Source organism: Acidobacteriota bacterium (genome assembly GCA_016184105.1).
GTDB lineage: Bacteria > Acidobacteriota > Vicinamibacteria > Vicinamibacterales > 2-12-FULL-66-21 > JACPDI01.
The window spans coordinates 1-19,022 of sequence record JACPDI010000063.1; the positions used below are offsets into that span (position 1 = coordinate 1).

A 19,022-nucleotide genomic window follows, 5' to 3' on the forward strand; every position below is an offset into this window, starting at 1 on the left:
AAAAGCGCGAATTCGGGATCTGACCCCAACTATTCTTTCTCTAAACGGACGGACGGGCTTTCTCGTCCAATCTGTCGATGCCCGGCTGCCCGAATATGGGACGCCGGGTCCCGCTTGCGGGCACGACGCACGGACAATTGAACCGAATGGCGCGCGGAAACGTCTGATATCGCGTGACTTACTGCTGGCGACTCGGCTGGCAGCGCATTCGCTCTATAGGGGAACATGGTCGATATTCCACGCGGCGATGATGTGAAGCGGCGCAAACGCATCCGCCAGTCCATCTACGCCATTTCGGCAGCGACGGTCATCATTCTCATCACGATCGGGGTGTCCCGGCTGAAGCCGGCAGCCCCCACGGTCGATCGGGCCACGGTGTGGATTGACACGGTGAAGCAGGGCCCGATGGTCCGCCAGGTCCGCGGCTCCGGCACGTTGGTCCCGGAAGACATCCGGTGGATCCCGGCAAACACCCAGGGACGCGTCGAGCGGATTGTCCTGCGCCCGGGGGCGACGGTCACCCCTGATTCGGTCATCCTGGAGCTGAGCAACCAGGAACTCGAACAGACCGTGCTCGGCGACCAGGCGAACTTCCGCGCCGCGCAGGCGAACCTTGAAAGCCGGAAGGCGGACCTCGAAAGCGGCCTGCTGAACCAGCGCGCCGCGTCAGCGCGCGTGGAGTCCGAGTATCGGCAGGCGGCGCTGCAGCTCGAAGCCAACGAGGCGCTCTACAGGGACAAGCTGATCTCCGAACTGCAGTTGAAGCAGTCACGCTCGCAGGCGCAGGAACTCCAGAATCGCTGGCAGATCGAGCAGAAGCGGCTCGAGATCGCAGCGCAGAATCTGAACGCGCAGCTGGCGCCGCAGCAGGCCGAAGTCGAGCGCCTGCGGACGATGTACGAGCTGCACCTGCGCCAGCGCGAGCAGCTGAAGGTGCGCGCCGGCATGGCAGGGGTGCTCCAGGTGGTTCCCGTAGACGTGGGCCAGCAGGTGGCGCCCGGCACCAACCTCGCGCGGGTCGCGAACCCGAAGACGCTGAAGGCCGAACTTCGCATCCCCGAAACACAAACGCGCGATCTGTCCATCGGACAGCTCGCCAGCATCGACACCCGCAACGGCATCGTGAACGGCCGCGTCTCGCGGATCGATCCGGCGGCGCAGAACGGCACGGTCGGCGTGGACGTGAGCCTCGAGGGGGCCTTGCCGCCGGGCGCACGCCCGGACCTGTCGGTCGACGGCACGGTTGAACTCGAACGGATGAACAACGTCATCTACGTGGGCCGGCCGGCCTTCGGCCAGGAGCACAGCACCGTCGGCCTGTTCAAGCTCACTGAAGGGGGCGAGGCGGTGCGCGTCTCCGTGCAGCTCGGGCGGAGCTCCGTGAACACCATCGAGATTCTGAGCGGGCTCAGGCCGGGCGACCAGGTGGTGCTGTCGGATATGTCGGCGTGGGACCAGTACGAAAGAATCAGGCTGAATTGAGGATCTCAGGATTTTGATACAGGAGAGCCAATGGATACGTCCGCACAACCTCTGATTCGTCTCGACAGCGTGACGAAGGTGTTCTACACCGACGAAGTGGAAACGCACGCGCTGGCCGGGATCCATCTGGAGATCACGAAGGGCGAGTACATCGCGATTGCCGGACCGTCCGGCTGCGGGAAGTCCACCCTGTTGTCGATTCTCGGCCTCCTGGACTCGCCCACCGAGGGCAAGTACGTCCTCAACGGCCGGGAGGTCGCGTCGCTGCCGATGTCCGAGCGGGCGCGCGTGCGTAACCGCGAGATCGGGTTCATCTTCCAGAGCTTCAACCTGATTGGCGATCTGACGGTTTACGAGAACGTCGAGCTGCCGCTCACCTACCGCGGGATGAAAGCCGCCGAGCGCAAGCAACGCGTGATGGCGGCGCTCGAGAAGGTCGGCATGTCACACCGCGCGAAACACCTTCCGAGCCAGCTCTCGGGGGGCCAGCAGCAGCGCGTGGCGGTGGCGCGCGCCGTCGCGGGGTCGCCGGCGATCCTGCTGGCAGATGAACCGACGGGCAATCTGGACTCGAAGAACGGCGAGTCGGTGATGGAGCTGCTCCACGAGCTGCACCGCGAGGGTGCGACGATCTGCATGGTCACGCACGACCCGCGGTACGCCCGCCACTCCGAGCGCGCCATCCATCTCTTCGACGGCCGGATCGTCGAGGAGGACGGCAGAGGCAGCGCGGAGAAGGAGCTCGAGGAGAGCGGCTTCAAGATGCAACACTAGAAGTGCTGAGTGCGGGGTGCTGGGAGCTCTGTGCTGACTGCCGTGCAAAGTGCGTCGAGCCGCGCTGCCGTTGCACGCGTCCTGGTTGCCGATGATCAGCCGGACGTGCTCGAGGCCCTGCGCCTGCTGCTCAAGGGAGAAGGCCACCACCTGGAGACCGCGTCCTCGCCCGCGGGCCTGGTCGCGGCGCTCGACGCGCGCGAGTTCGACGTCGCGCTGATTGATTTGAACTACGCCCGCGACACGACGTCCGGCGAGGAGGGCCTGGATCTGCTCACGAGGATCCAGGCGATCGACGCCACGCTGCCCGTTGTCGTGATGACCGCGTGGGGCAGCGTGGAACTCGCCGTCGAGGCGATGCGGCGCGGGGCGCGTGACTTCGTCCAGAAACCGTGGGACAACGCGCGCCTGCTGGCGATCATCCGCACGCAGGTCGAGTTGAGCCAGGCGCTGCGGCGGGGCCAGCGCCTCGAGGCGGAAAACCGGCTCCTACGCGACGAGCACCGCGAGCGCGTCGTGGCCGAGTCCCCCGCCATGCAGCAGGTCCTGCAGATCGCCTCGCGCGTCGCGCCATCGGATGCCAACGTGCTGATCCTCGGCGAGAACGGGACCGGCAAGGGCCTGATCGCGCAGCTGATCCACTCGATGTCGCTGCGCGCGTCCCGGCCGATGGTCACGATCAACGCCGGCGGCATCTCCGAAGGAGTCTTCGAATCCGAGCTGTTCGGGCACGTCCGCGGCGCATTCACGGACGCGAAGAGCGACCGCGCCGGACGGTTCGAGCTGGCGAACGGCGGCACCCTGTTCCTGGACGAAATCGCCACCGTCCCGCTCAGCCAGCAGCAGAAGCTGCTCCGCGTCATCGAGACCGGTGAGTTCGAGCCGCTGGGATCGTCGCGCACGCGCCGCGCCGATGTGCGCCTCATCTCGGCGACCAACTCGGATCTCGCCGAGGAAGTGGCCGGCGGCCGGTTTCGGCAGGACCTGCTCTTCCGCCTGAACACGGTGGAGATCCGGATCCCGTCGCTGCGCGACCGACGCGAGGACACCCCCCTGCTCGCCCGGCAGTTCCTCCGCCAGCACGCGCAGCGCTACCGGAAGACGCTCACGGGCTTCGAGAGTCACGCGATGCAATCGCTGCTCGAGCACGCGTGGCCCGGAAATGTCCGCGAGCTCGATCACGCCATTGAGCGCGCCGTGCTGCTCGCACAGGGCCCGCAGGTCAAGGCCGCGGACCTGGCGCTGCGCGTGACGCGGGACGCCGTGGGGCGCCTCGAGGACATGAGCCTCGAGGAGGTGGAGTGCTTCCTGATCAAGAAGGCGATGACCCGCTTCGGCGGCAACGTCAGCCAGGCCGCCAAGGCGCTGGGTCTCAGTCGCAGCGCGTTGTATCGCCGGCTCCAGCGATACGGGCTCTGAAAAGCGCAGAAAGCGCGGAACACGCAAGGGGTTTTTGGATACACTCTAGGACACCCTGTGAGTTCTGCGCGTTCTGCGGTGAGACTTCCCCGGTGGCACGTTCCGCGCCTGTCGCACGACGCGCACATCCTGCTGATGGCGTTTGCCGCGGCCGCGCCGGGGAGCCTCATCTCCCTCATCTTTCTCTGGACGGGCGACTACGCGCCGAAGGTGCAATGGACGCTGACGGCGCTGATCCTCAGCGTCCTGATCGGCTTCGCCTTCGCCCTCCGCGACCGCATCGTCATTCCGCTGCAGACCCTGTCGAACCTCCTGGCGGCGCTCGGCGAGGGGGACTTCTCCATCCGGGCCCGCGGGGCCACCCGCGAAGATCCCCTGGGACAGGTGATGATCGAGGTGAACGCGCTCGTCGACACGCTCCGCGATCAGCGGATGGGCGCGCTCGAGGCGACCACGCTCCTGAGAAAGGTGATGGCCGAGATCGACGTCGCCGTGTTCACGTTCGACGACGAGCGGAAGTTGAAGTTGATGAACCGCGCGGCGGCGGACCTGCTTGGCCGGCCGGCCGAGCGGCTGCTCGGGAGCACCGCGGCGCAGCTCGGCCTCGACGGCTGCCTGGAAGGTGACACGCCGCGCGTCCTCAACGCGGCGTTCCCCGGCGGGCCTGGACGCTGGGAGATCCGCCGCAGCGAGTTCCGCCAGGGGGGGCGCCCGCACGAACTCCTCGTGCTGTCTGATTTGAGCCGCGTCCTGCGCGAGGAGGAGCGCCAGGCCTGGCAGCGCCTGATCCGCGTGATCGGCCACGAGATGAACAACTCGCTCGCGCCGATTAAATCGATCGCGGCGAGCCTCTCATCGCTCGTCGATCGCGAGCCTCCGCCCGCCGACTCGCGGGACGATCTCCAACGCGGCCTGTCGGTGATTGCCACCCGTTCCGACTCCCTGTCGCGATTCATGACCGCCTACGCGCGGCTCGCGCGGCTGCCCGCACCGCAGCCGCAGGCCGTCGACGTCGGTTCGTTCGTCGCGCGAGCCGTCGGCCTCGAGCAGCGACTCGCGGTCACGATCGTCGAAGGCCCGGCCGGAACCGTCCACGCCGACACCGATCAGCTCGAGCAGTTGTTGATTAACCTGGTCCGCAACGCGGTCGATGCGACACTCGAGGCCCGGTCGAGCGGCGGGCACGTGAGGGTCGGCTGGCAGCGCCGCGCGGGCGCGTTCGAACTGTGGGTTGAAGACGACGGGCCGGGCCTGGCCAATCCGGGCAATCTGTTCGTGCCGTTTTACACGACGAAACCGGGAGGTTCCGGGATCGGGCTGGTCCTCAGCCGCCAGATCGCGGAGGCACACGGGGGGACGGTGACGCTCGACAACCGTACCGATGCACGGGGCTGCAGAGCGACCGTGCGACTCCCGCTCATCCAATGACTCCATACAAGACCATCATCGAACCGTTTCGCATCAAGTCGGTCGAGCCGATCAAGTTCACCGATCGGCCGCACCGGGACGCGGCGCTCGCTGCCGCGGGCCACAATGTCTTCCTGCTTCACGCCGAGGACGTCCTGATCGATCTCCTGACCGACTCGGGCACGGGCGCGATGTCGTCGCAGCAGTGGGGCGCGCTGATGCAGGGCGACGAAAGCTACGCCGGCAGCCGGTCCTTCTACCGGTTCCGCGACGTCGTCCGCGACCTGACGGGGTTCGAGCACATCATCCCGACGCACCAGGGACGTGCGGCCGAGCGCATCCTGTTTCATACGCAGGTGCGCGACGGGCAGATCGTGCCGAACAACAACCATTTCGACACGACGCGCGCCAACATCGAAGTGGAAGGAGCCGAGGCGCGCGACCTGGTGATTGCCGAGGGGCGCGTGCCCGCGAAGATGCATCCGTTCAAGGGGAACGTCGACCTCGGCGCCCTCGAGCACCTGCTGGAAGACGATCGCCGGCTGCACGGCGGGACCCGGGTCCCCCTCGTGATGGTCACCGTCACCAACAACTCGGGAGGCGGCCAGCCGGTGTCGCTCGAGAATCTGAAGGGCGTGAGGAGGCTCTGCGACAAGTACGGGAAACCCTTCTTCCTGGATGCGTGCCGCTTTGCCGAGAACGCGTACTTCATCAAGCTCCGCGAGCCGGGCATGCGCGACGTGCCGCCGCGCGACATCGCGCGTGAGATGTTCCGCCTGGCGGACGGCTGCACGATGTCGGCGAAGAAGGACGGCCTTGCGAACATCGGCGGCTTCCTTGCGCTGAACGATGGCGCCTGGGCGGAGGCGGCGCGCAACCTGCTGATTCTCACCGAAGGGTTCCCCACCTACGGCGGGTTGGCGGGCTATGACCTCGAGGCGATTGCACGCGGGCTGGAGGAAGTCGTCGAGGAACCGTACCTGCGGTACCGCATCCGGTCGACGGAGTACCTCGGAGACAAGCTGGTTGCGGGGGGCGTCCCGATTATCCGGCCGACCGGGGGACACGCCATCTACGTGGATGCGCGCGCCCTGCTGCCGCACATTCCCCCGTTGCAGTACCCGGGCATCGCGCTCGCCAACGCGCTCTACCTCGAAGGGGGCATCCGCGGCGTCGAGATCGGCACCGTGATGTTCGGCCTGCACCCCGACGGGAGCGAAACGCCGGCGGCCATGGACCTCGTGCGGCTGGCCATCCCGCGGCGCGTCTACACGCAATCGCACATCGACTACGTCGCGGAGGTCGTGCTTTCAGTGGCGCGCCAGGCGGCGCCGCTCCGCGGCTACCGTATCGCCGCCGCCCCGAAGGTCCTGCGGCATTTCACGGCGCGCTTCGAACCCCTCTGAACACACCCATGCATCGAGTCTTCCTCTCGCCGCCTCCGATTGCGATCCTGCTCCTGGCGCTTGCCGTCACCGTGGCCGCCGCGTACATCGTGGCGCTCGTCGCCGCGCGGCTCGTGCGCGGACTGCTCGTGTGGGTCGTCGGCGGCCCCCGGGTGGCGGTCGCCGGCAGTCACGCCATCAGGCGGCCGGTGCGGTTCATTGCCGCTATGGTGTTTCTCGTGGCGGCCGCCGCCTTCTTCTTCCCCGCCGTCGAGGCGTTCGGCTACCGGGCGCGCACCGGCCTGCCGTTGCACACGCTCAGCGAGTGGTTCTTCGCCTCCGGCCTGCGCGCGCTGTTCATCGCCGTGCTGGCGTACGCCGCCATCCGCACGATGGCGCTCCTCGTCGGGCGCTTCGAGGATGACGTCTCCCATGCCGGCGGGGCGGACCTGCTCGAGCGGGCGAAGCGCGCCCGAACGCTGGGCGACGTGCTGCGCAAGGCCATGACCGCGCTCGTCCTGGCCATCGCCCTCCTGATGATCCTGCGCGAGCTGGGCATGGACATCATGCCGCTCCTGTCGGCGGCCGGGATCGCCGGCGTCGCGCTCGGCTTCGGCGCGCAAGCGCTCGTGCGGGACCTGATTGCGGGCTTCTTCTTGACCTTCGAGGACCAGGTCCGCGTGGGGGATGTGATCAGCGTGAACGGCAACGGCATCGGCGGCCTGGTCGAAGCGATCAACCTGCGCACCGTCGTGCTCAGGGACTTCGACGGCACCGTGCACGTGGTCCCCGCCGGTGCGATTTCAATCCTCTCGAACAAGTCGCGCGAGTTTGCCTATGCCGTGCTGGACGTGACGGTCGGATACGACGAGGACCCGGACCGCGTCATCACGCTGCTGCGCGAGGTCGGCGCCGCCCTCCAGGCCGACCCGATGTGGCGGCCGCATATCGGCGCCGACGCCGAGGTCGTCGGCGTAGAGTCGATCGCCAACTGGGAGGTCACGATCAAGCTGCGCGTGAAGACGGCGCCGCTCAAACAGTGGGATGTCGGGCGCGAGCTGCGGAAACGAATCAGGAGGGCGTTCGAGGACAACGGGATCAAACCGCCGGTGCCGAAGCAGGAGCTGACAGTGAGGCAGATCTGAGTAGTGGGCAGTGGGCAATCGACAGTGGGCGGAGCGCAGCGCCTAGTACGAACGCGGGCCGGTGGGCGCTGGCGGCGCGCTGTCGCCGCCCGGCAGCGCCCGCCCCTGCGACTCCTGGACGATCTTCACGCCGGCCGAGGCGCCAACCCGTGTCGCACCGGCGGCGACCATGGCCTTGAGCCCCTCGTAGTCGCGCACGCCGCCGGCGGCTTTCACCCCCATCTCTTCCCCGACGACGCGTCGCATCAGCATGATGTCGGACACGGTGGCCCCACCGGGGCCGAAGCCGGTGGACGTCTTGACGAAGTTCGCGCCGGCGGCTTTCGCGAGCGTGCAGGCGGTCATTTTCTCCTCGTCGGTGAGCAGCGCCGCCTCGATGATCACCTTGCTCACCACCCCGCTGTCACGGCACGGCGCGGTGACCGCCTCGATGTCGCGCTCGACGACGCGCAGGTCGCCGGACTTGAGCGCGCCGACGTTGATGACCATGTCGATCTCGGCGGCGCCGTCGAAGATCGCCCGGCGCGTCTCGTAGTGCTTGACGTCCGGCGTCGTGGCCCCCAGTGGGAAGCCGACCACCGAGGTCACGCCCACGCCGGTGCCCCGCAGCCGCGACGCCGCGAAAGCCACCCACGTCGGGTTCACGCACACGGTCGCGAAATGGAACTCGGCGGCCTCGCGGCACAGCTTCTCGACATCCTGCCGCGTGGCATCCGGCTTCAACAGGGTGTGATCGATCATCGACGAAACGGCCCCGGTCGAACCGCCCGTCGCGTGCAGGCCCAGCCTCGTCGCGCCGGCCTGCAGCACGCCCTGGAGGCGATCGGGGCAGCACTCGTACAGCACGGAGTGGCACGCGCACGCGCCCCCTCCCTGCAGCTGCCCGGCAGCGGCCAGGACCTCCTCGGTGACGATCTGGATCAGGCGCGCCAGTTCCTGTTGGTTCATCGCCGTTCCATGTCCCTGATCTTCAGCAGCCGCCGGATGTACCGCGCCTCCCGCATCGGCGTCGAGAGAAACGTCTGCACGATCTCGCGCGCCTCCCCGGCGTCGAGCAGCGACGACCCGAGCGTCAGCACGTTCGCCCCATTGTGCTCGCGCCCGTAGCGCGCCAGCGTGGTGTTCACCGCCATCACGGCGCGGATGCCGCGGACCTTGTTGGCGGCAATGGCGGAGCCGATCCCCGCGCCGTCGATGACGATCCCCGCATCCGCTTCCTTCCGCGCCACCCGCAGCGCCACCGCGGACGCGATGTCAGGATAGTCCACCGAGTCCTTCGAGTGCGTGCCCACGTCCTCCACCGCCAGGCCGCTGCCCCGGAGATGCTGCACCAGGTCGGCCTTCATCGCGAGACCCGTGTGATCCGAGCCGATGGCGACCCGCCGCACGTCTGCCACCGGCGCGAGGTCCGGCGGCAGCGCCGGATCGAACGATCCGGCGGGCACCACGGTGATCCGGCGGGCACGCAGCGTGTCCTGCGCCAGCGGCGTCACGTGGCCGCCAGCCGCCAGCTCCACGGTTGAACCGTATTCGATGGTGCGCGCGTCCGCCTCGGTGATGATGTCGAACGGCTTCATTCCGGCTCCGCGCCGTCCGGCGCCTTCAGCACGCCGATGTACGGCAGATGGCGAAACTGCTCTGCGAAGTCCAGCCCGTACCCGACGACGAACTTGTCATCGATCTCAAAGCCGATGTACTCCACCGGCACCGTGATCTTCCGGCGCGACGGCTTGCTGAGCAGGCATGCCGTCTTGAGCGTCTTCGGGCCCCGCGCGTGCAGGATCTCCTGCATGTACTTCAGCGTCAGGCCCGTGTCGACGATGTCCTCGACGATGACCACGTGGCGCCCCTCCAGCGAGCTGTCGAGATCCTTCAGCACGCGCACTTCGCCGGAGGACTTCGTGCCCTTGCCGTAGCTGGACACCGCCATGAAATCAAGCGTCACGTTCGCTTCCATCGCCCTGACCAGGTCCGACAGGAACATGAAGCCGCCCTTGAGGACGCCCACGAGGTGGATCTCCGCGCCCCGCGGATGATCCCGTACGATCTCCTCTCCCAGCTCGCGGATGCGCGTCTGGATCGTGTCCTCGGTCAGCAGGATCTCCTGGATCATTGGACGGCTGCCCTCACCTGTTCCGCCATGGTTTTCGATTCCGCCAGCACGGCCCGCTCGTCGAGCGTCAGCACGCGGCGATCGCGCATGAGCACCCGCCCGTCCACCACGGTCGCGACGACGTCATCGCCCCGGGTGACATAGACGAGATGCGAAACGGGATCGTACATCGGGGACTGGCGCGGCGCGGTGGTGCCCACCACGATCACGTCGGCCCGCTTGCCGGGCTCGAGCGAGCCGATCCGGTCGGCCATCCCGAGCGCGCGGGCCCCTTCGATCGTGGCCATCGCCAGCGCATCGCCTGCGGGCATCGCGCGCGGATCTTTCGACGCGACCTTGTGCAGGAACGCCGCCTGGCGCATGGCCTCGAACATGTCGAGGTCATTGTTGCTCGCCGCCCCATCCGTGCCGAGGCCCACCGGCACGCCCGCGGCGCGCGTCGCGAGCACCGGCGCAATCCCGCTCGCAAGCTTCATGTTGCTCTCCGGATTGTGCGACACGCCCGCGCCGCCGCGCTTCAGGATGTCGATGTCCGCCGGCGTGAGCCACACGCCGTGCGCCGCCAGCGTGCCCGGCTTCCAGAACCCCAGCGAATCGAGGTACGCGGCGGGCGAGAGCTTGTGCCGGGCATTCGAAATGTTGACCTCGTCCTCGGTCTCCGCCAGGTGCGTCAGGACCGGGATGCCGAGTTGATCCGCGAGCGCCCGCGCCTGCCGCAGCGTTCCGGCATCCAGCGTGTACATCGAGTGCGGCGCCACGGCCGGCGTGATCAGCGGATCGCCGGCGAACTGCCTCGCGAAGGCCTCGGCGCGCGCCAGCCCCTCGGCGGGCGTCTTCGCATCCGGCACCGGGAACCGGATGATCGTCTGGCCGAGGACGCCGCGCAGGCCCGCGGCCTTCGTCACGCGCGCAATCTCTTCCTCGAAGTAGTACATGTCCGCGTAGGTGGTGGTGCCCGACCGGATCATCTCGAGCGCCGCCAGCCGCGTGCCGGCCGCCACGAACGCCGGCGACACCGTCTTCGCCTCCGCGGGAAAGATGTACTTCTGCAGCCAGTCCATGAGCGCGAGGTCGTCGGCCAGGCCGCGATACAGCACCATCGGCGCGTGCGTGTGGGTGTTGATGAGGCCCGGCATCACGATCGCGCCGCGCGCGTCGATCGTCGCGCGCCCGCGGTAGGCCGAGGCAATCGCGGCCGCGCGATCCACGGCGACGATCGTCGGGCCGTCGATGGCGATAGCGCCGCCGCCGAGGACTCGCCGCGCGCCGTCCATCGTCACGATCGTGCCGTTGGTGATGACCAGCGACACGACACGCGGGCGCGGGCGCGCCTGCGCCGCCTGCGCGCGGCTGCCGGCGATCGCCGAGGCGAGCGCGGCGAGCACCACGAGCGCGGCAGCCGGGCCGCCGGAGCGCTTCATTGCCATGAAGGCAACATTTTATCCCGTTCGTGTATGATTTCGGCGTGCCACTGCACACCGTTCAGCATCCCCTCGTGCACGACGCGCTCGCCACGCTGCGCGATGCGGGCACGCCGCCCGAGGAATTCCGCCGGACGGCCAACCGCATCAGCCTGCTCCTCGCGACAGAGGCGCTGGCGGACCTCCCAACGCGAAACGGGTCCGTGCAGACGCCGCTCGGGCCCGCGCCCGCGAGGCGGATCGGCGCGCACCTTGTCGTCGTCCCCGTGCTCCGCGCGGGGCTCGGCATGCTCGATGCCGTCCTGGAGCTGGTGCCCCAGGCGCGGGTCGGTCACATCGGCCTGCAGCGCGACGAGATCACCGCGATCGCCTCACGCTACTACACGAAGTTTCCCGCCAACCTGGCGGGCAGCCACGTCCTCATCATCGATCCCATGCTGGCAACCGGCGGCAGCGCCGTCGCCGGTCTCCGGCTGCTTCGCGAATCCGGGGCCCGCGACATTCTCATGATTTGCATCGTCGCGGCGCCGGAAGGGGTCGCGCTCGTCGAGCGCGAGTTCCCGGACGTCCACATCTACACGCCCGTCGTCGACCAGGGACTCAACGAGCACAAGTTCATCGTGCCGGGGCTGGGGGATTTCGGCGACCGGCTCTACGGAACGACGTAGGAGGCATCGTGGCGGAGGACCGTCGATCGAAGCCCCGCAGCGGCGAGGAGCGGTGGCGCACCGCCCTGACGGCAATCGAGCCGAACAAGATCCTCGTCCGCGGCTACCCGCTGGACGAGATGATGGGACGCCTGGCGTTCGGCGAGGCGATTTACCTGCTGCTCGTCGGCGAGCTGCCGACGGCAGGTATCGGCAAGCTGGTCGAGGCGATGCTCGTCTCGTTCATCGACCACGGGCCGACGCCCCCTTCCACGCTGGCGGCACGCAACGTCGCGACGACCGGGGCGACCCTGCGGGGGTGTGTCGCGGCGGGCGTGCTGGGATTCGGGCGCTTCTTCGGCGGCGACATCCAGGCGACGATGGAGATGCTGGACCAGGGGCTGGCACGGGTCCGCAACGGCACGCGCGTGAAGGATGCGGCCGAGGAGGTCCTGAAGCAGTACCGCGAGCGCGGCGAGCTGCCGCCCGGTTTCGGCCACCGCATCCACACGTTCGACCCGCGCGCGGCGCGGCTGTTCCAGATGGCCATGGAGCTGGAGCTGGACGGCGAGCACGTGCGCTTCATCCGCGCGATGGAGATGGCGCTGCACGAGCGGCCGAGCAAGGAGGAGCAGCAGGCGCCGGTGAACATCGACGGCGCGATTGCGGCGGTGTGCGGCGACCTCGGGATCAAGGCGGAGGTCGCCGACGGCCTGTTCATGATCTCGCGCATCCCCGGCATCGTCGCGCACGCCCTCGAGGAGCACGAGCGCCACGAGCCGCTGCGGCGGATCGATCCGCAGGGCTTCGTCTATGACGGGCCCGCGCAGCGGCGGCTGCCGGAGACGCGGCGGGTCTGAGCGGGGGACGCGGGTTCGGACAGAGGTTCGGGCGGGGGTTCGGACAAAGGTTCCCGCGTTGAACGCGCCGCGTCGAACCGATATAATTTTGTCTTCCTCTGAGGTTGGGCGCTTGGCTCAGCGGTAGAGCATCGCCTTCACACGGCGGGGGTCAGTGGTTCGAATCCACTAGCGCCCACCAACCTTGACCTGGCGTTCGAACCCCCGTGGAATCCTCGTACACGAAAAGAACGCCCAGTCTGCCGAAGTCGGGCGGCTGTTCCGGGAGGCTAGCACCGGATCAGCGCTGGGCGCGGTGTTGGTGGCGGGATGCCTGGCCAACCGCGACCTGCTTCGTTGCAAACGGGGCGTTCCACGCAGTCCGCAATCCGGAAACGCACGCGAGCCCGGATGGCCCTGGCACACGCTTCACGGCGCCGAGCTCTCAGCGCCACGGCGCGTACTGCGTACGGCGAATATAAGCCTCGCCGCGAGGCGTGTCAATCAATCCGTCGCAGGCTTCTTGAGCTCGGCCAGCAGCGCGTCGAGCAGCCGCCCGTACAGCGCGTCCGCCTCGGCGAAGCGCTTCCGGTACTCGTCCTCGGACAGCTTCTGCTTGCGCCACTCGCCGTCGAACGCCCAGCGGCCGTCGGGGCTTTCGTACGTGTCGAAGCCCACGTTGTCCTCCGGCTTCGCCACCAGGCCGTCGAGGTTCAAATCCTCGATGAACACACGCGACTTCGGGAGCGCCGCGCTGTTCAGGTCGACGTAGACGTCGCGGTACTCCTTCTTCATGATCTTCTCGCGCAGGAGCGAGGGGGCGGAGTACTTCGCGGAGACGACCATCAGCTCGCCGGGGATGAACATGGCGGCAACGAACGCATCGCCCGCGTCCGGCAATGCCGCGGCGATGCTGTCCATCTGCCCTTTTTCCATGAGCTGCGCCAGTGCTTTGGCGGCGGCAGCCGAACGGGCCTCCTGGGCGGAAACCGGAACCACGAAAAGCGCGACGGCAGCAGCCGCCGCTGCCACGAGCCGGATAGCGTTGGGAACGTGCGCCATGACGACCCCCGGAATGAGAATCAGATTGCGGTTGGCAGAACGCCAGACAGGTGCAGATTACACTATCAGCCGATGAAAAGCGCGTCCTCCTCCTCAAGCCGCCCGGACCCGGAGGTCGAGGGGCGGTTGCCGCGCAGCAGCGCGAAGCCCGCTTTCAACCCCGCGATGAGGGCCATGCCTTCGCGGGCCGGCGCGACGATCGCGCGTTGCAGCACCCCGGCCGTCTCGTCCACCCGGCGGGTCAGGTCGGACATCAGCGTGTCGACGCGCTCGACCTGGGCGGCCGCCAGCGTCGCGACGCGCTGGGCGTCCTCGGCAATGGCGTGCGCGCGCGCCACGAGCGGCTTCATCTCGGCGTGCACTTCGTCGGCCAGGCGCTCCACCCGCCGGGCGAGGCGCGCGGCGGCGATCACGGCTCCCACCTGCAGCACGGCCATCGCCAGCGTCGCCGCCGCGATGACCCCCAGGAAAATGGTCCCCCACTCGCTCACGTGTTCTCCCCGGTACCGCGCGCGGACTCCCTGGCGCGCTGGTAGGCCTCGCGGCCCCGATCCACCGCCGTCGCAACCGAGTCGCGCTGGCGGTTGACGCATTCGCGTCCCTGGCGCGCCGCCTCGTTGGCCTTCTCGCGCCCCTCGCGCGCCCTGTCGCCGATGATCCGGCGCATCTCTTCGCCCGTGGTGGGTGCCAGCAGCAGCGCCACCGCGGCCCCGGTCACCGCGCCAATCAGAAACGCCGCAATCAGGCTTCCGCCGCCCGCTTCATCCCGTGACATCGTGTTACCCCGCTGAATCAGGCACGAGGCCTAGAAAATCGACACCTTCACATTCAGGTACTTCTTCGGGTCCCTGCGGATCTCCGCGATGAGTCCGCGCAGCTCGCCGGCTGCTGAGTTCATATTGTCATACAACTGCTTATCGTGCAGCAGTTGTCCCGCGGTGCCCTGCCCGGCGGTCAGTCGGGACGACACCTCCTCCAGGCTGGCGGCAATCCGGCTGAAGCGATCGTACAACTCCGAGTTGGTCAACAGCTTCCCGGCCGTCCCCTCACCGCGGTTCAGCCGGCCGGTCAGGGTGTCCATGTTGCTGCTGATCGAGGCCAGGGATTTCGCCATCTGCTCGTCGCGCAGGAGTCGCCCGAGCGCTCCCTCGCCGGCGTTGATCCGGCGCGTGATCGATTCGAGATTCGTCAGCGAACGATTCAGCTGGTCGTAGGCGGCGGGGTCCATCGCCAGCTTGCCGAGCGTTCCGCGCCCCTGGCGGAGATGCCCGGCGACATTGGCCGCCGACCCGACAAACTCGTTGATCTCGCGATAGAGCTGGTCGTCGGTGAACAGCTTTCCGACGCTTCCCTTCCCACCCCGGATATCCTGCAGGAGGAGGGTGACCTGGTTGAGCCCTTCGGTCGCCGACGCGGCGACCTCGGTGATCTGTCCCTCCGCCCGGCCGGGAGTGATGAATCCCCCTTCGGGGAGCGGCGTGCCGGCAGAGGCTGGCGTGATGTCGATCACGGGCTCCCCGAGCAGGCTCAGCGATCCAATCGCCGCGCGCGACTGGTCCGTGATGAGCGGCTTCATGTCCTCGGACACTTCCATGAGGATCTCGACGCCGGCGCCGGCGAACCGCACGTCGGTGACCTTGCCGACCTCGACCCCCGCCACGCGCACGACTGCTCCGCTCTTCAGCCCCCTCACGTCATCGAACTTCGTCTTCAGCTCGTAGCGCTGCCAGGGGAACCCGCCCTGGCCGCCCACCGCGAGGATGAGCATCGAGGCGAGCACGAGAGCCAGGACGCCGAGGATGCCGATCTTGAGTTCAGACCACGCCAACGAACGAGTACGGGGCATAAGCTTCCTATGAAAGAAATGCGGCGATGTACGGATCCTGGTTCACCGCGGCGCGCAGCTCGGACGCGTTCCCTTCGAAGGCAATCCGGCCGTCCCGGAGCATGATGAATTCCGCCTCGTCGCACTTGCCGGGGCCCGCCGGCACGAGGTGCGCCCGGCCGTTCCGGCGCTCCGCCGTGTGCGTGGCGACGTAGAACGCATCGCGCAGCTGGTGCGTCACCATGATCGAGCTGACGTTCTCGAGGTCGCGCAGCTTGATGATCTCTTCATCGATCGTGATGGCGGTTATCGGGTCGAGTCCCGTGGTCGGCTCGTCGTAGAGCAGGATGCGTGGCTTGGCGGCCATCGCCCGCGCGATGGCGACCCGCCGGCGCTGCCCGCCCGACAGCTCCGACGGCATCCGGTCGATGTACTCGCCCAGGCCGACGAAGCCGAGCACCTCCTCGACCCGCCGGTTCGCCTCGTCGTAGGGCATCTTCGTCTCGACAAACAGCTTGTACCCGACGTTCTGGCGAACGGTCAGGGAGTCGAACAGCGCGCCTTCCTGGAACACCATGCCGAGGTCGGCGCGGACGGCCATCAGCTCGTCCTCCGTCATCCCGTCCACGCGCTCGCCGTTCACCCAGATCACCCCGCGATCCGGCTTCAGCAGGCCCAGGATCAAGCGCAGGATCGTGGACTTCCCGGCGCCGCTGGCGCCCAGGATGATCTTCGTGTGGCCGACGAGCAGCGTGAAGCTGACGCCGGCGAGGATCACCTGGTCGTCGAACGCCAGCGAGACGTCATCGAACACCACGATGGGGGCGCCGTGCGGCCCCAGCGCCTCGACCACCTCGGGATCGCGTGGAGGAAATCGTTCTCTGGCCATCAGTACATCAGCGCGATGAGGAGCTTGGTCACGAGAAAGTCCACGGCAATGACGGCCACCGAGCTGGCGACGACCGCGTTGGTCGTCGCGTGGCCGACGCCCTGGGTCCCGCCGCGCGTGCGCATGCCGACGTGGCAGCCGATGCTCACGATCGCAAACCCCAGGAAGAACGGTTTGATGATGCCCATCCACACATCCTGGATGTAGAGCCCCATCACCACGCTGTTCCAGTACACGCTGGATGCCACGCGCAGCTGCCAGACCGTGATGACCCAGGCGCCCACCATGCCCACGGCGCACGCGATGACGGTGAGGATGGGGACCATCACGAACCCCGCGAGGATCCGCGGCAGCACGAGCTTCCGCACGGGGTCGGTGCCCAGCGCGCGCAACGCGGCGATCTGTTCGGTCACCATCATCGAGCCCAGTTCCGCCGCGATGCCCGAGCCGACGCGCCCGGCCACCATGAGGCCCGTCAGCACCGGCCCCAGCTCTTTCACCATCGATGCGCTGACCATCCGGCCCACCATGGATCGGGCGCCGAACTGGTCCATCGTGAATCCCATCTGCAGCGCGAGGACCATTCCGGTGAACGTCCCGGTCAGCAGCACCACGGTCAGCGACCCGATGCCAATCACCTCGAACTGCTCGACGACGTCGCGGAAATAGAAGGGGGGCGTGACGAGCGCGCGCGCGGTCTGCCCGAGCAGGCGGACGTACTCCTGGACTTCCACGAGCGCCGTCTTGACGAACCCGTCGGCATTCGGCATCAGATTCGATTCCCCACCAGTCCCAGTTCCCGCGACCGCAGCTGCTTGACGCGGTCGCGCAGCGCCGCGGCCTTTTCGAACTCGAGGTTCGCCGCCGCCGCTTTCATCTGCTGCTGCAGCTCCGCGATGAACGCGTCGAGCTCGTCCTGCGTGCGGAACTCTTCCTGCGGCTCCTTCACGACCGGCACGGTCAGGTAGTCCCGCTCGTACACGCTGCTCATCACGTCGTCGATGTTCTTGACGATCGACGCCGGCGTGATGTCGTGCTCCTGGTTGTAGGCCTCCTGCGCGGCGCGGCGCCGCCCGGTCTCGCTGATCGCGAGCTGCATGGACGCGGTCATGACGTCGGCGTACATGATCGCGCGCCCGTTGACGTTGCGCGCCGCGCGCCCCACCGTCTGGATCAGCGACCCGCCGGAGCGCAGGAAGCCTTCCTTGTCGGCATCGAGGATCGCCACCAGCGAGACCTCAGGAAGGTCCAACCCCTCGCGCAGCAGGTTTATTCCCACGAGCACGTCGAACTCGCCGCGCCGGAGGTCGCGCAGGATCTGCACGCGCTCGAGCGTGTCGATGTCCGAATGGAGGTAACGCACCCGGACGCCAAGCTCCTGATAGTACTGCGTCAGGTCCTCGGCCATGCGCTTGGTGAGCGTGGTCACCAGGACACGCTCGCCGCGCGCCACCGTGCAGCGAATCTCCTTCAGCAGGTCGTCGACCTGGCCGCGCACGGTCCGCACCTCGATGACGGGGTCCACCAGCCCCGTCGGGCGGATGATCTGTTCGACCACTACGCCGCCGCTCTTCTGCAGCTCGTACGGGCCGGGTGTCGCCGACACGAAGACGATCTGGTGCGCGCGCGCCTCCCACTCCTCGAAATTGAGCGGACGATTGTCGAGCGCGGACGGCAGCCGGAACCCGTAGGCGACGAGCACCTCTTTCCGCGAGCGGTCGCCATGGTACATCCCGCGGATCTGCGGCACGGTCTGGTGGCTCTCGTCGACGATGACGAGTGCGTCGCCGGGGAGGTAGTCGAGCAGCGTTGGCGGCGGTGCGCCGGGCGGGCGCCCGGTCAGGTGCCGCGCGTAGTTCTCGATGCCGTGGCAGTAGCCGATCTCCTTCATCATCTCGAGATCGAACATCGTCCGCTGGTGCAGGCGCTGCGCTTCGAGGACCTTCCCTTCGGACTCGAGCGCCCCCCGCCGCCACTCGAGCTCCGCCCTGATGCTCTCGACGGCGCGCTTCGTGTTCTCGCGCGGAGTGACGAAGTGCGACTTCGGATAAATCGCCAGCTTGTCGTGCTTGCGCGTCGCCTTCCCGGTGATCGGGTCGAAGGACGCGAGTTCGTCCACCTCGTCGCCAAACAGCTCGATGCGGAGCCCGATATCCTCGTACGACGGGGAGATCTCGACGATGTCGCCGCGCACGCGGAACGTGCCGCGCCCGAACTCGTGGTCGTTCCGCTCGTACTGGATTTCCACGAGCTTGCGCAGGATCTGGTCGCGGCCGATCCGCTGCCCGCGCTCGAGGGGCAGCATCATCCCGTAGTAGGCCTCGGGCGAGCCGAGGCCGTAGATGCACGACACGCTGGCGACAATAATGACGTCGCGCCGCTCGAAGAGCGAGCGCGTCGCCGACAGGCGCATGCGGTCGATCTCGTCGTTGATCGTCGCTTCTTTCTCGATGTACGTGTCGCTGGACGGCACGTACGCCTCGGGCTGGTAGTAGTCGTAGTAGCTGACGAAGTACTCGACGGCGTTCGACGGAAAAAAGCGGCGGAACTCCTGGAACAGCTGCGCCGCGAGCGTCTTGTTGTGGACCATCACGAGCGTCGGCCGGTTCACGCG

General features: G+C 67.8%; 19 protein-coding genes and 1 tRNA gene. 9 read left to right on the forward strand and 11 right to left on the reverse strand.

Annotated features, from left to right (window positions below):
• Positions 1–225 precede the first annotated feature (225 nt).
• From HYU53_18735 to HYU53_18760, 6 genes are all read left to right on the forward strand, one after another.
• Positions 226–1,482 (forward strand): HlyD family efflux transporter periplasmic adaptor subunit, encoded by a 1,257-nt coding sequence (locus HYU53_18735; protein ID MBI2223231.1) that lies wholly within the window; start codon positions 226–228, stop codon positions 1,480–1,482.
• 30 nt (positions 1,483–1,512) lie between these two features.
• Entirely contained in the window at positions 1,513–2,256 is a 744-nt protein-coding gene (locus tag HYU53_18740; protein MBI2223232.1) for an ABC transporter ATP-binding protein, read from the forward strand.
• A gap of 30 nt (positions 2,257–2,286) precedes the next feature.
• Complete coding sequence (locus HYU53_18745; GenBank protein ID MBI2223233.1) at positions 2,287–3,675, forward strand: sigma-54-dependent Fis family transcriptional regulator; 1,389 nt, start codon at positions 2,287–2,289, stop codon at positions 3,673–3,675.
• 135 nt (positions 3,676–3,810) lie between these two features.
• A complete protein-coding gene (locus HYU53_18750; protein MBI2223234.1) occupies positions 3,811–5,103 on the forward strand; it encodes a PAS domain-containing sensor histidine kinase in 1,293 nt (430 codons plus the stop codon).
• Entirely contained in the window at positions 5,100–6,488 is a 1,389-nt protein-coding gene (locus HYU53_18755; GenBank protein ID MBI2223235.1) for a tryptophanase, read from the forward strand. Before HYU53_18750 ends, HYU53_18755 begins: the two co-directional genes overlap by 4 nt.
• Before the next feature lie 8 nt (positions 6,489–6,496).
• Entirely contained in the window at positions 6,497–7,612 is a 1,116-nt protein-coding gene (locus tag HYU53_18760; GenBank protein MBI2223236.1) for a mechanosensitive ion channel family protein, read from the forward strand.
• A 42-nt stretch (positions 7,613–7,654) separates the two neighbouring features.
• Here the strand turns inward: HYU53_18760 and deoC are convergent, their stop codons facing one another.
• Genes deoC through HYU53_18780 form a run of 4 tightly spaced genes read right to left on the reverse strand, consistent with a single transcriptional unit; the run spans position 7,655 to position 11,152 of the window.
• Entirely contained in the window at positions 7,655–8,560 is a 906-nt protein-coding gene (deoC, locus tag HYU53_18765) for a deoxyribose-phosphate aldolase (protein MBI2223237.1), read from the reverse strand.
• Positions 8,557–9,189: an RpiB/LacA/LacB family sugar-phosphate isomerase gene (locus HYU53_18770; GenBank protein MBI2223238.1), complete on the reverse strand. Its 633-nt coding sequence runs from the start codon at positions 9,187–9,189 to the stop codon at positions 8,557–8,559. Before HYU53_18770 ends, deoC begins: the two co-directional genes overlap by 4 nt.
• Complete coding sequence (hpt, locus tag HYU53_18775; protein MBI2223239.1) at positions 9,186–9,725, reverse strand: hypoxanthine phosphoribosyltransferase; 540 nt, start codon at positions 9,723–9,725, stop codon at positions 9,186–9,188. Before hpt ends, HYU53_18770 begins: the two co-directional genes overlap by 4 nt.
• A complete protein-coding gene (locus HYU53_18780) occupies positions 9,722–11,152 on the reverse strand; it encodes an amidohydrolase (GenBank protein MBI2223240.1) in 1,431 nt (476 codons plus the stop codon). Before HYU53_18780 ends, hpt begins: the two co-directional genes overlap by 4 nt.
• A gap of 38 nt (positions 11,153–11,190) precedes the next feature.
• Here HYU53_18780 and upp point away from each other — a divergent pair, with 38 nt between their 5' ends.
• The 3 genes from upp to HYU53_18795 all read left to right on the forward strand — a co-directional run bounded on the left by upp (position 11,191) and on the right by HYU53_18795 (position 12,834).
• The gene (gene upp / locus HYU53_18785; protein MBI2223241.1) at positions 11,191–11,814 is read left to right on the forward strand and encodes a uracil phosphoribosyltransferase; all 624 of its coding nucleotides are present in this window, start codon (positions 11,191–11,193) and stop codon (positions 11,812–11,814) included.
• An 8-nt stretch (positions 11,815–11,822) separates the two neighbouring features.
• Positions 11,823–12,653, forward strand: a complete 831-nt coding sequence (locus tag HYU53_18790) for a citryl-CoA lyase (protein MBI2223242.1) — start codon at positions 11,823–11,825, stop codon at positions 12,651–12,653.
• A gap of 106 nt (positions 12,654–12,759) precedes the next feature.
• Positions 12,760–12,834, forward strand: a tRNA-Val gene (locus HYU53_18795).
• Between the two features lie 302 nt (positions 12,835–13,136).
• Here the strand turns inward: HYU53_18795 and HYU53_18800 are convergent.
• The 7 genes from HYU53_18800 to uvrB form a co-directional block, all read right to left on the reverse strand.
• Positions 13,137–13,694 carry a hypothetical protein gene (locus HYU53_18800; GenBank protein ID MBI2223243.1) on the reverse strand — a complete coding sequence of 186 codons (558 nt, stop codon included), beginning with the start codon at positions 13,692–13,694 and terminating at the stop codon, positions 13,137–13,139.
• Positions 13,695–13,759: 65 nt separating this feature from the next.
• On the reverse strand, positions 13,760–14,185 hold the full coding sequence (locus tag HYU53_18805; protein ID MBI2223244.1) for a hypothetical protein: 426 nt from the start codon (positions 14,183–14,185) through the stop codon (positions 13,760–13,762).
• Positions 14,182–14,469 carry a YtxH domain-containing protein gene (locus HYU53_18810; protein ID MBI2223245.1) on the reverse strand — a complete coding sequence of 96 codons (288 nt, stop codon included), beginning with the start codon at positions 14,467–14,469 and terminating at the stop codon, positions 14,182–14,184. The genes HYU53_18805 and HYU53_18810 overlap by 4 nt, the downstream gene beginning before the upstream one ends.
• Positions 14,470–14,499: 30 nt before the next feature.
• The gene (locus tag HYU53_18815; protein MBI2223246.1) at positions 14,500–15,540 is read right to left on the reverse strand and encodes an MCE family protein; all 1,041 of its coding nucleotides are present in this window, start codon (positions 15,538–15,540) and stop codon (positions 14,500–14,502) included.
• Positions 15,541–15,547: 7 nt separating this feature from the next.
• Entirely contained in the window at positions 15,548–16,408 is an 861-nt protein-coding gene (locus tag HYU53_18820; protein MBI2223247.1) for an ATP-binding cassette domain-containing protein, read from the reverse strand.
• Positions 16,408–17,178 (reverse strand): ABC transporter permease, encoded by a 771-nt coding sequence (locus HYU53_18825; protein MBI2223248.1) that lies wholly within the window; start codon positions 17,176–17,178, stop codon positions 16,408–16,410. The genes HYU53_18820 and HYU53_18825 overlap by 1 nt, the downstream gene beginning before the upstream one ends.
• The coding region (uvrB, locus tag HYU53_18830) for an excinuclease ABC subunit UvrB (protein ID MBI2223249.1) at positions 17,178–19,022 on the reverse strand (1,845 nt) is incomplete at its 5' end. The genes HYU53_18825 and uvrB, both read right to left, overlap by 1 nt.

What these genes read in the sequence shown, in the direction of transcription:
- HYU53_18735 (MBI2223231.1), top strand. Translation starts at nt 226, where the DNA reads ATGGTCGATATTCCACGCGGCGATGATGTGAAGCGGCGCAAACGCATC.
- HYU53_18740 (MBI2223232.1), top strand. Translation starts at nt 1,513, where the DNA reads ATGGATACGTCCGCACAACCTCTGATTCGTCTCGACAGCGTGACGAAG.
- HYU53_18750 (MBI2223234.1), top strand. Translation starts at nt 3,811, where the DNA reads ATGGCGTTTGCCGCGGCCGCGCCGGGGAGCCTCATCTCCCTCATCTTT.
- HYU53_18755 (MBI2223235.1), top strand. Translation starts at nt 5,100, where the DNA reads ATGACTCCATACAAGACCATCATCGAACCGTTTCGCATCAAGTCGGTC.
- HYU53_18760 (MBI2223236.1), top strand. Translation starts at nt 6,497, where the DNA reads ATGCATCGAGTCTTCCTCTCGCCGCCTCCGATTGCGATCCTGCTCCTG.
- deoC (MBI2223237.1), bottom strand. Translation starts at nt 8,560, where the DNA reads ATGAACCAACAGGAACTGGCGCGCCTGATCCAGATCGTCACCGAGGAG.
- HYU53_18770 (MBI2223238.1), bottom strand. Translation starts at nt 9,189, where the DNA reads ATGAAGCCGTTCGACATCATCACCGAGGCGGACGCGCGCACCATCGAA.
- hpt (MBI2223239.1), bottom strand. Translation starts at nt 9,725, where the DNA reads ATGATCCAGGAGATCCTGCTGACCGAGGACACGATCCAGACGCGCATC.
- HYU53_18780 (MBI2223240.1), bottom strand. Translation starts at nt 11,152, where the DNA reads ATGGCAATGAAGCGCTCCGGCGGCCCGGCTGCCGCGCTCGTGGTGCTC.
- HYU53_18800 (MBI2223243.1), bottom strand. Translation starts at nt 13,694, where the DNA reads ATGGCGCACGTTCCCAACGCTATCCGGCTCGTGGCAGCGGCGGCTGCT.
- HYU53_18810 (MBI2223245.1), bottom strand. Translation starts at nt 14,469, where the DNA reads ATGTCACGGGATGAAGCGGGCGGCGGAAGCCTGATTGCGGCGTTTCTG.
- HYU53_18815 (MBI2223246.1), bottom strand. Translation starts at nt 15,540, where the DNA reads ATGCCCCGTACTCGTTCGTTGGCGTGGTCTGAACTCAAGATCGGCATC.
- HYU53_18820 (MBI2223247.1), bottom strand. Translation starts at nt 16,408, where the DNA reads ATGGCCAGAGAACGATTTCCTCCACGCGATCCCGAGGTGGTCGAGGCG.
- HYU53_18825 (MBI2223248.1), bottom strand. Translation starts at nt 17,178, where the DNA reads ATGCCGAATGCCGACGGGTTCGTCAAGACGGCGCTCGTGGAAGTCCAG.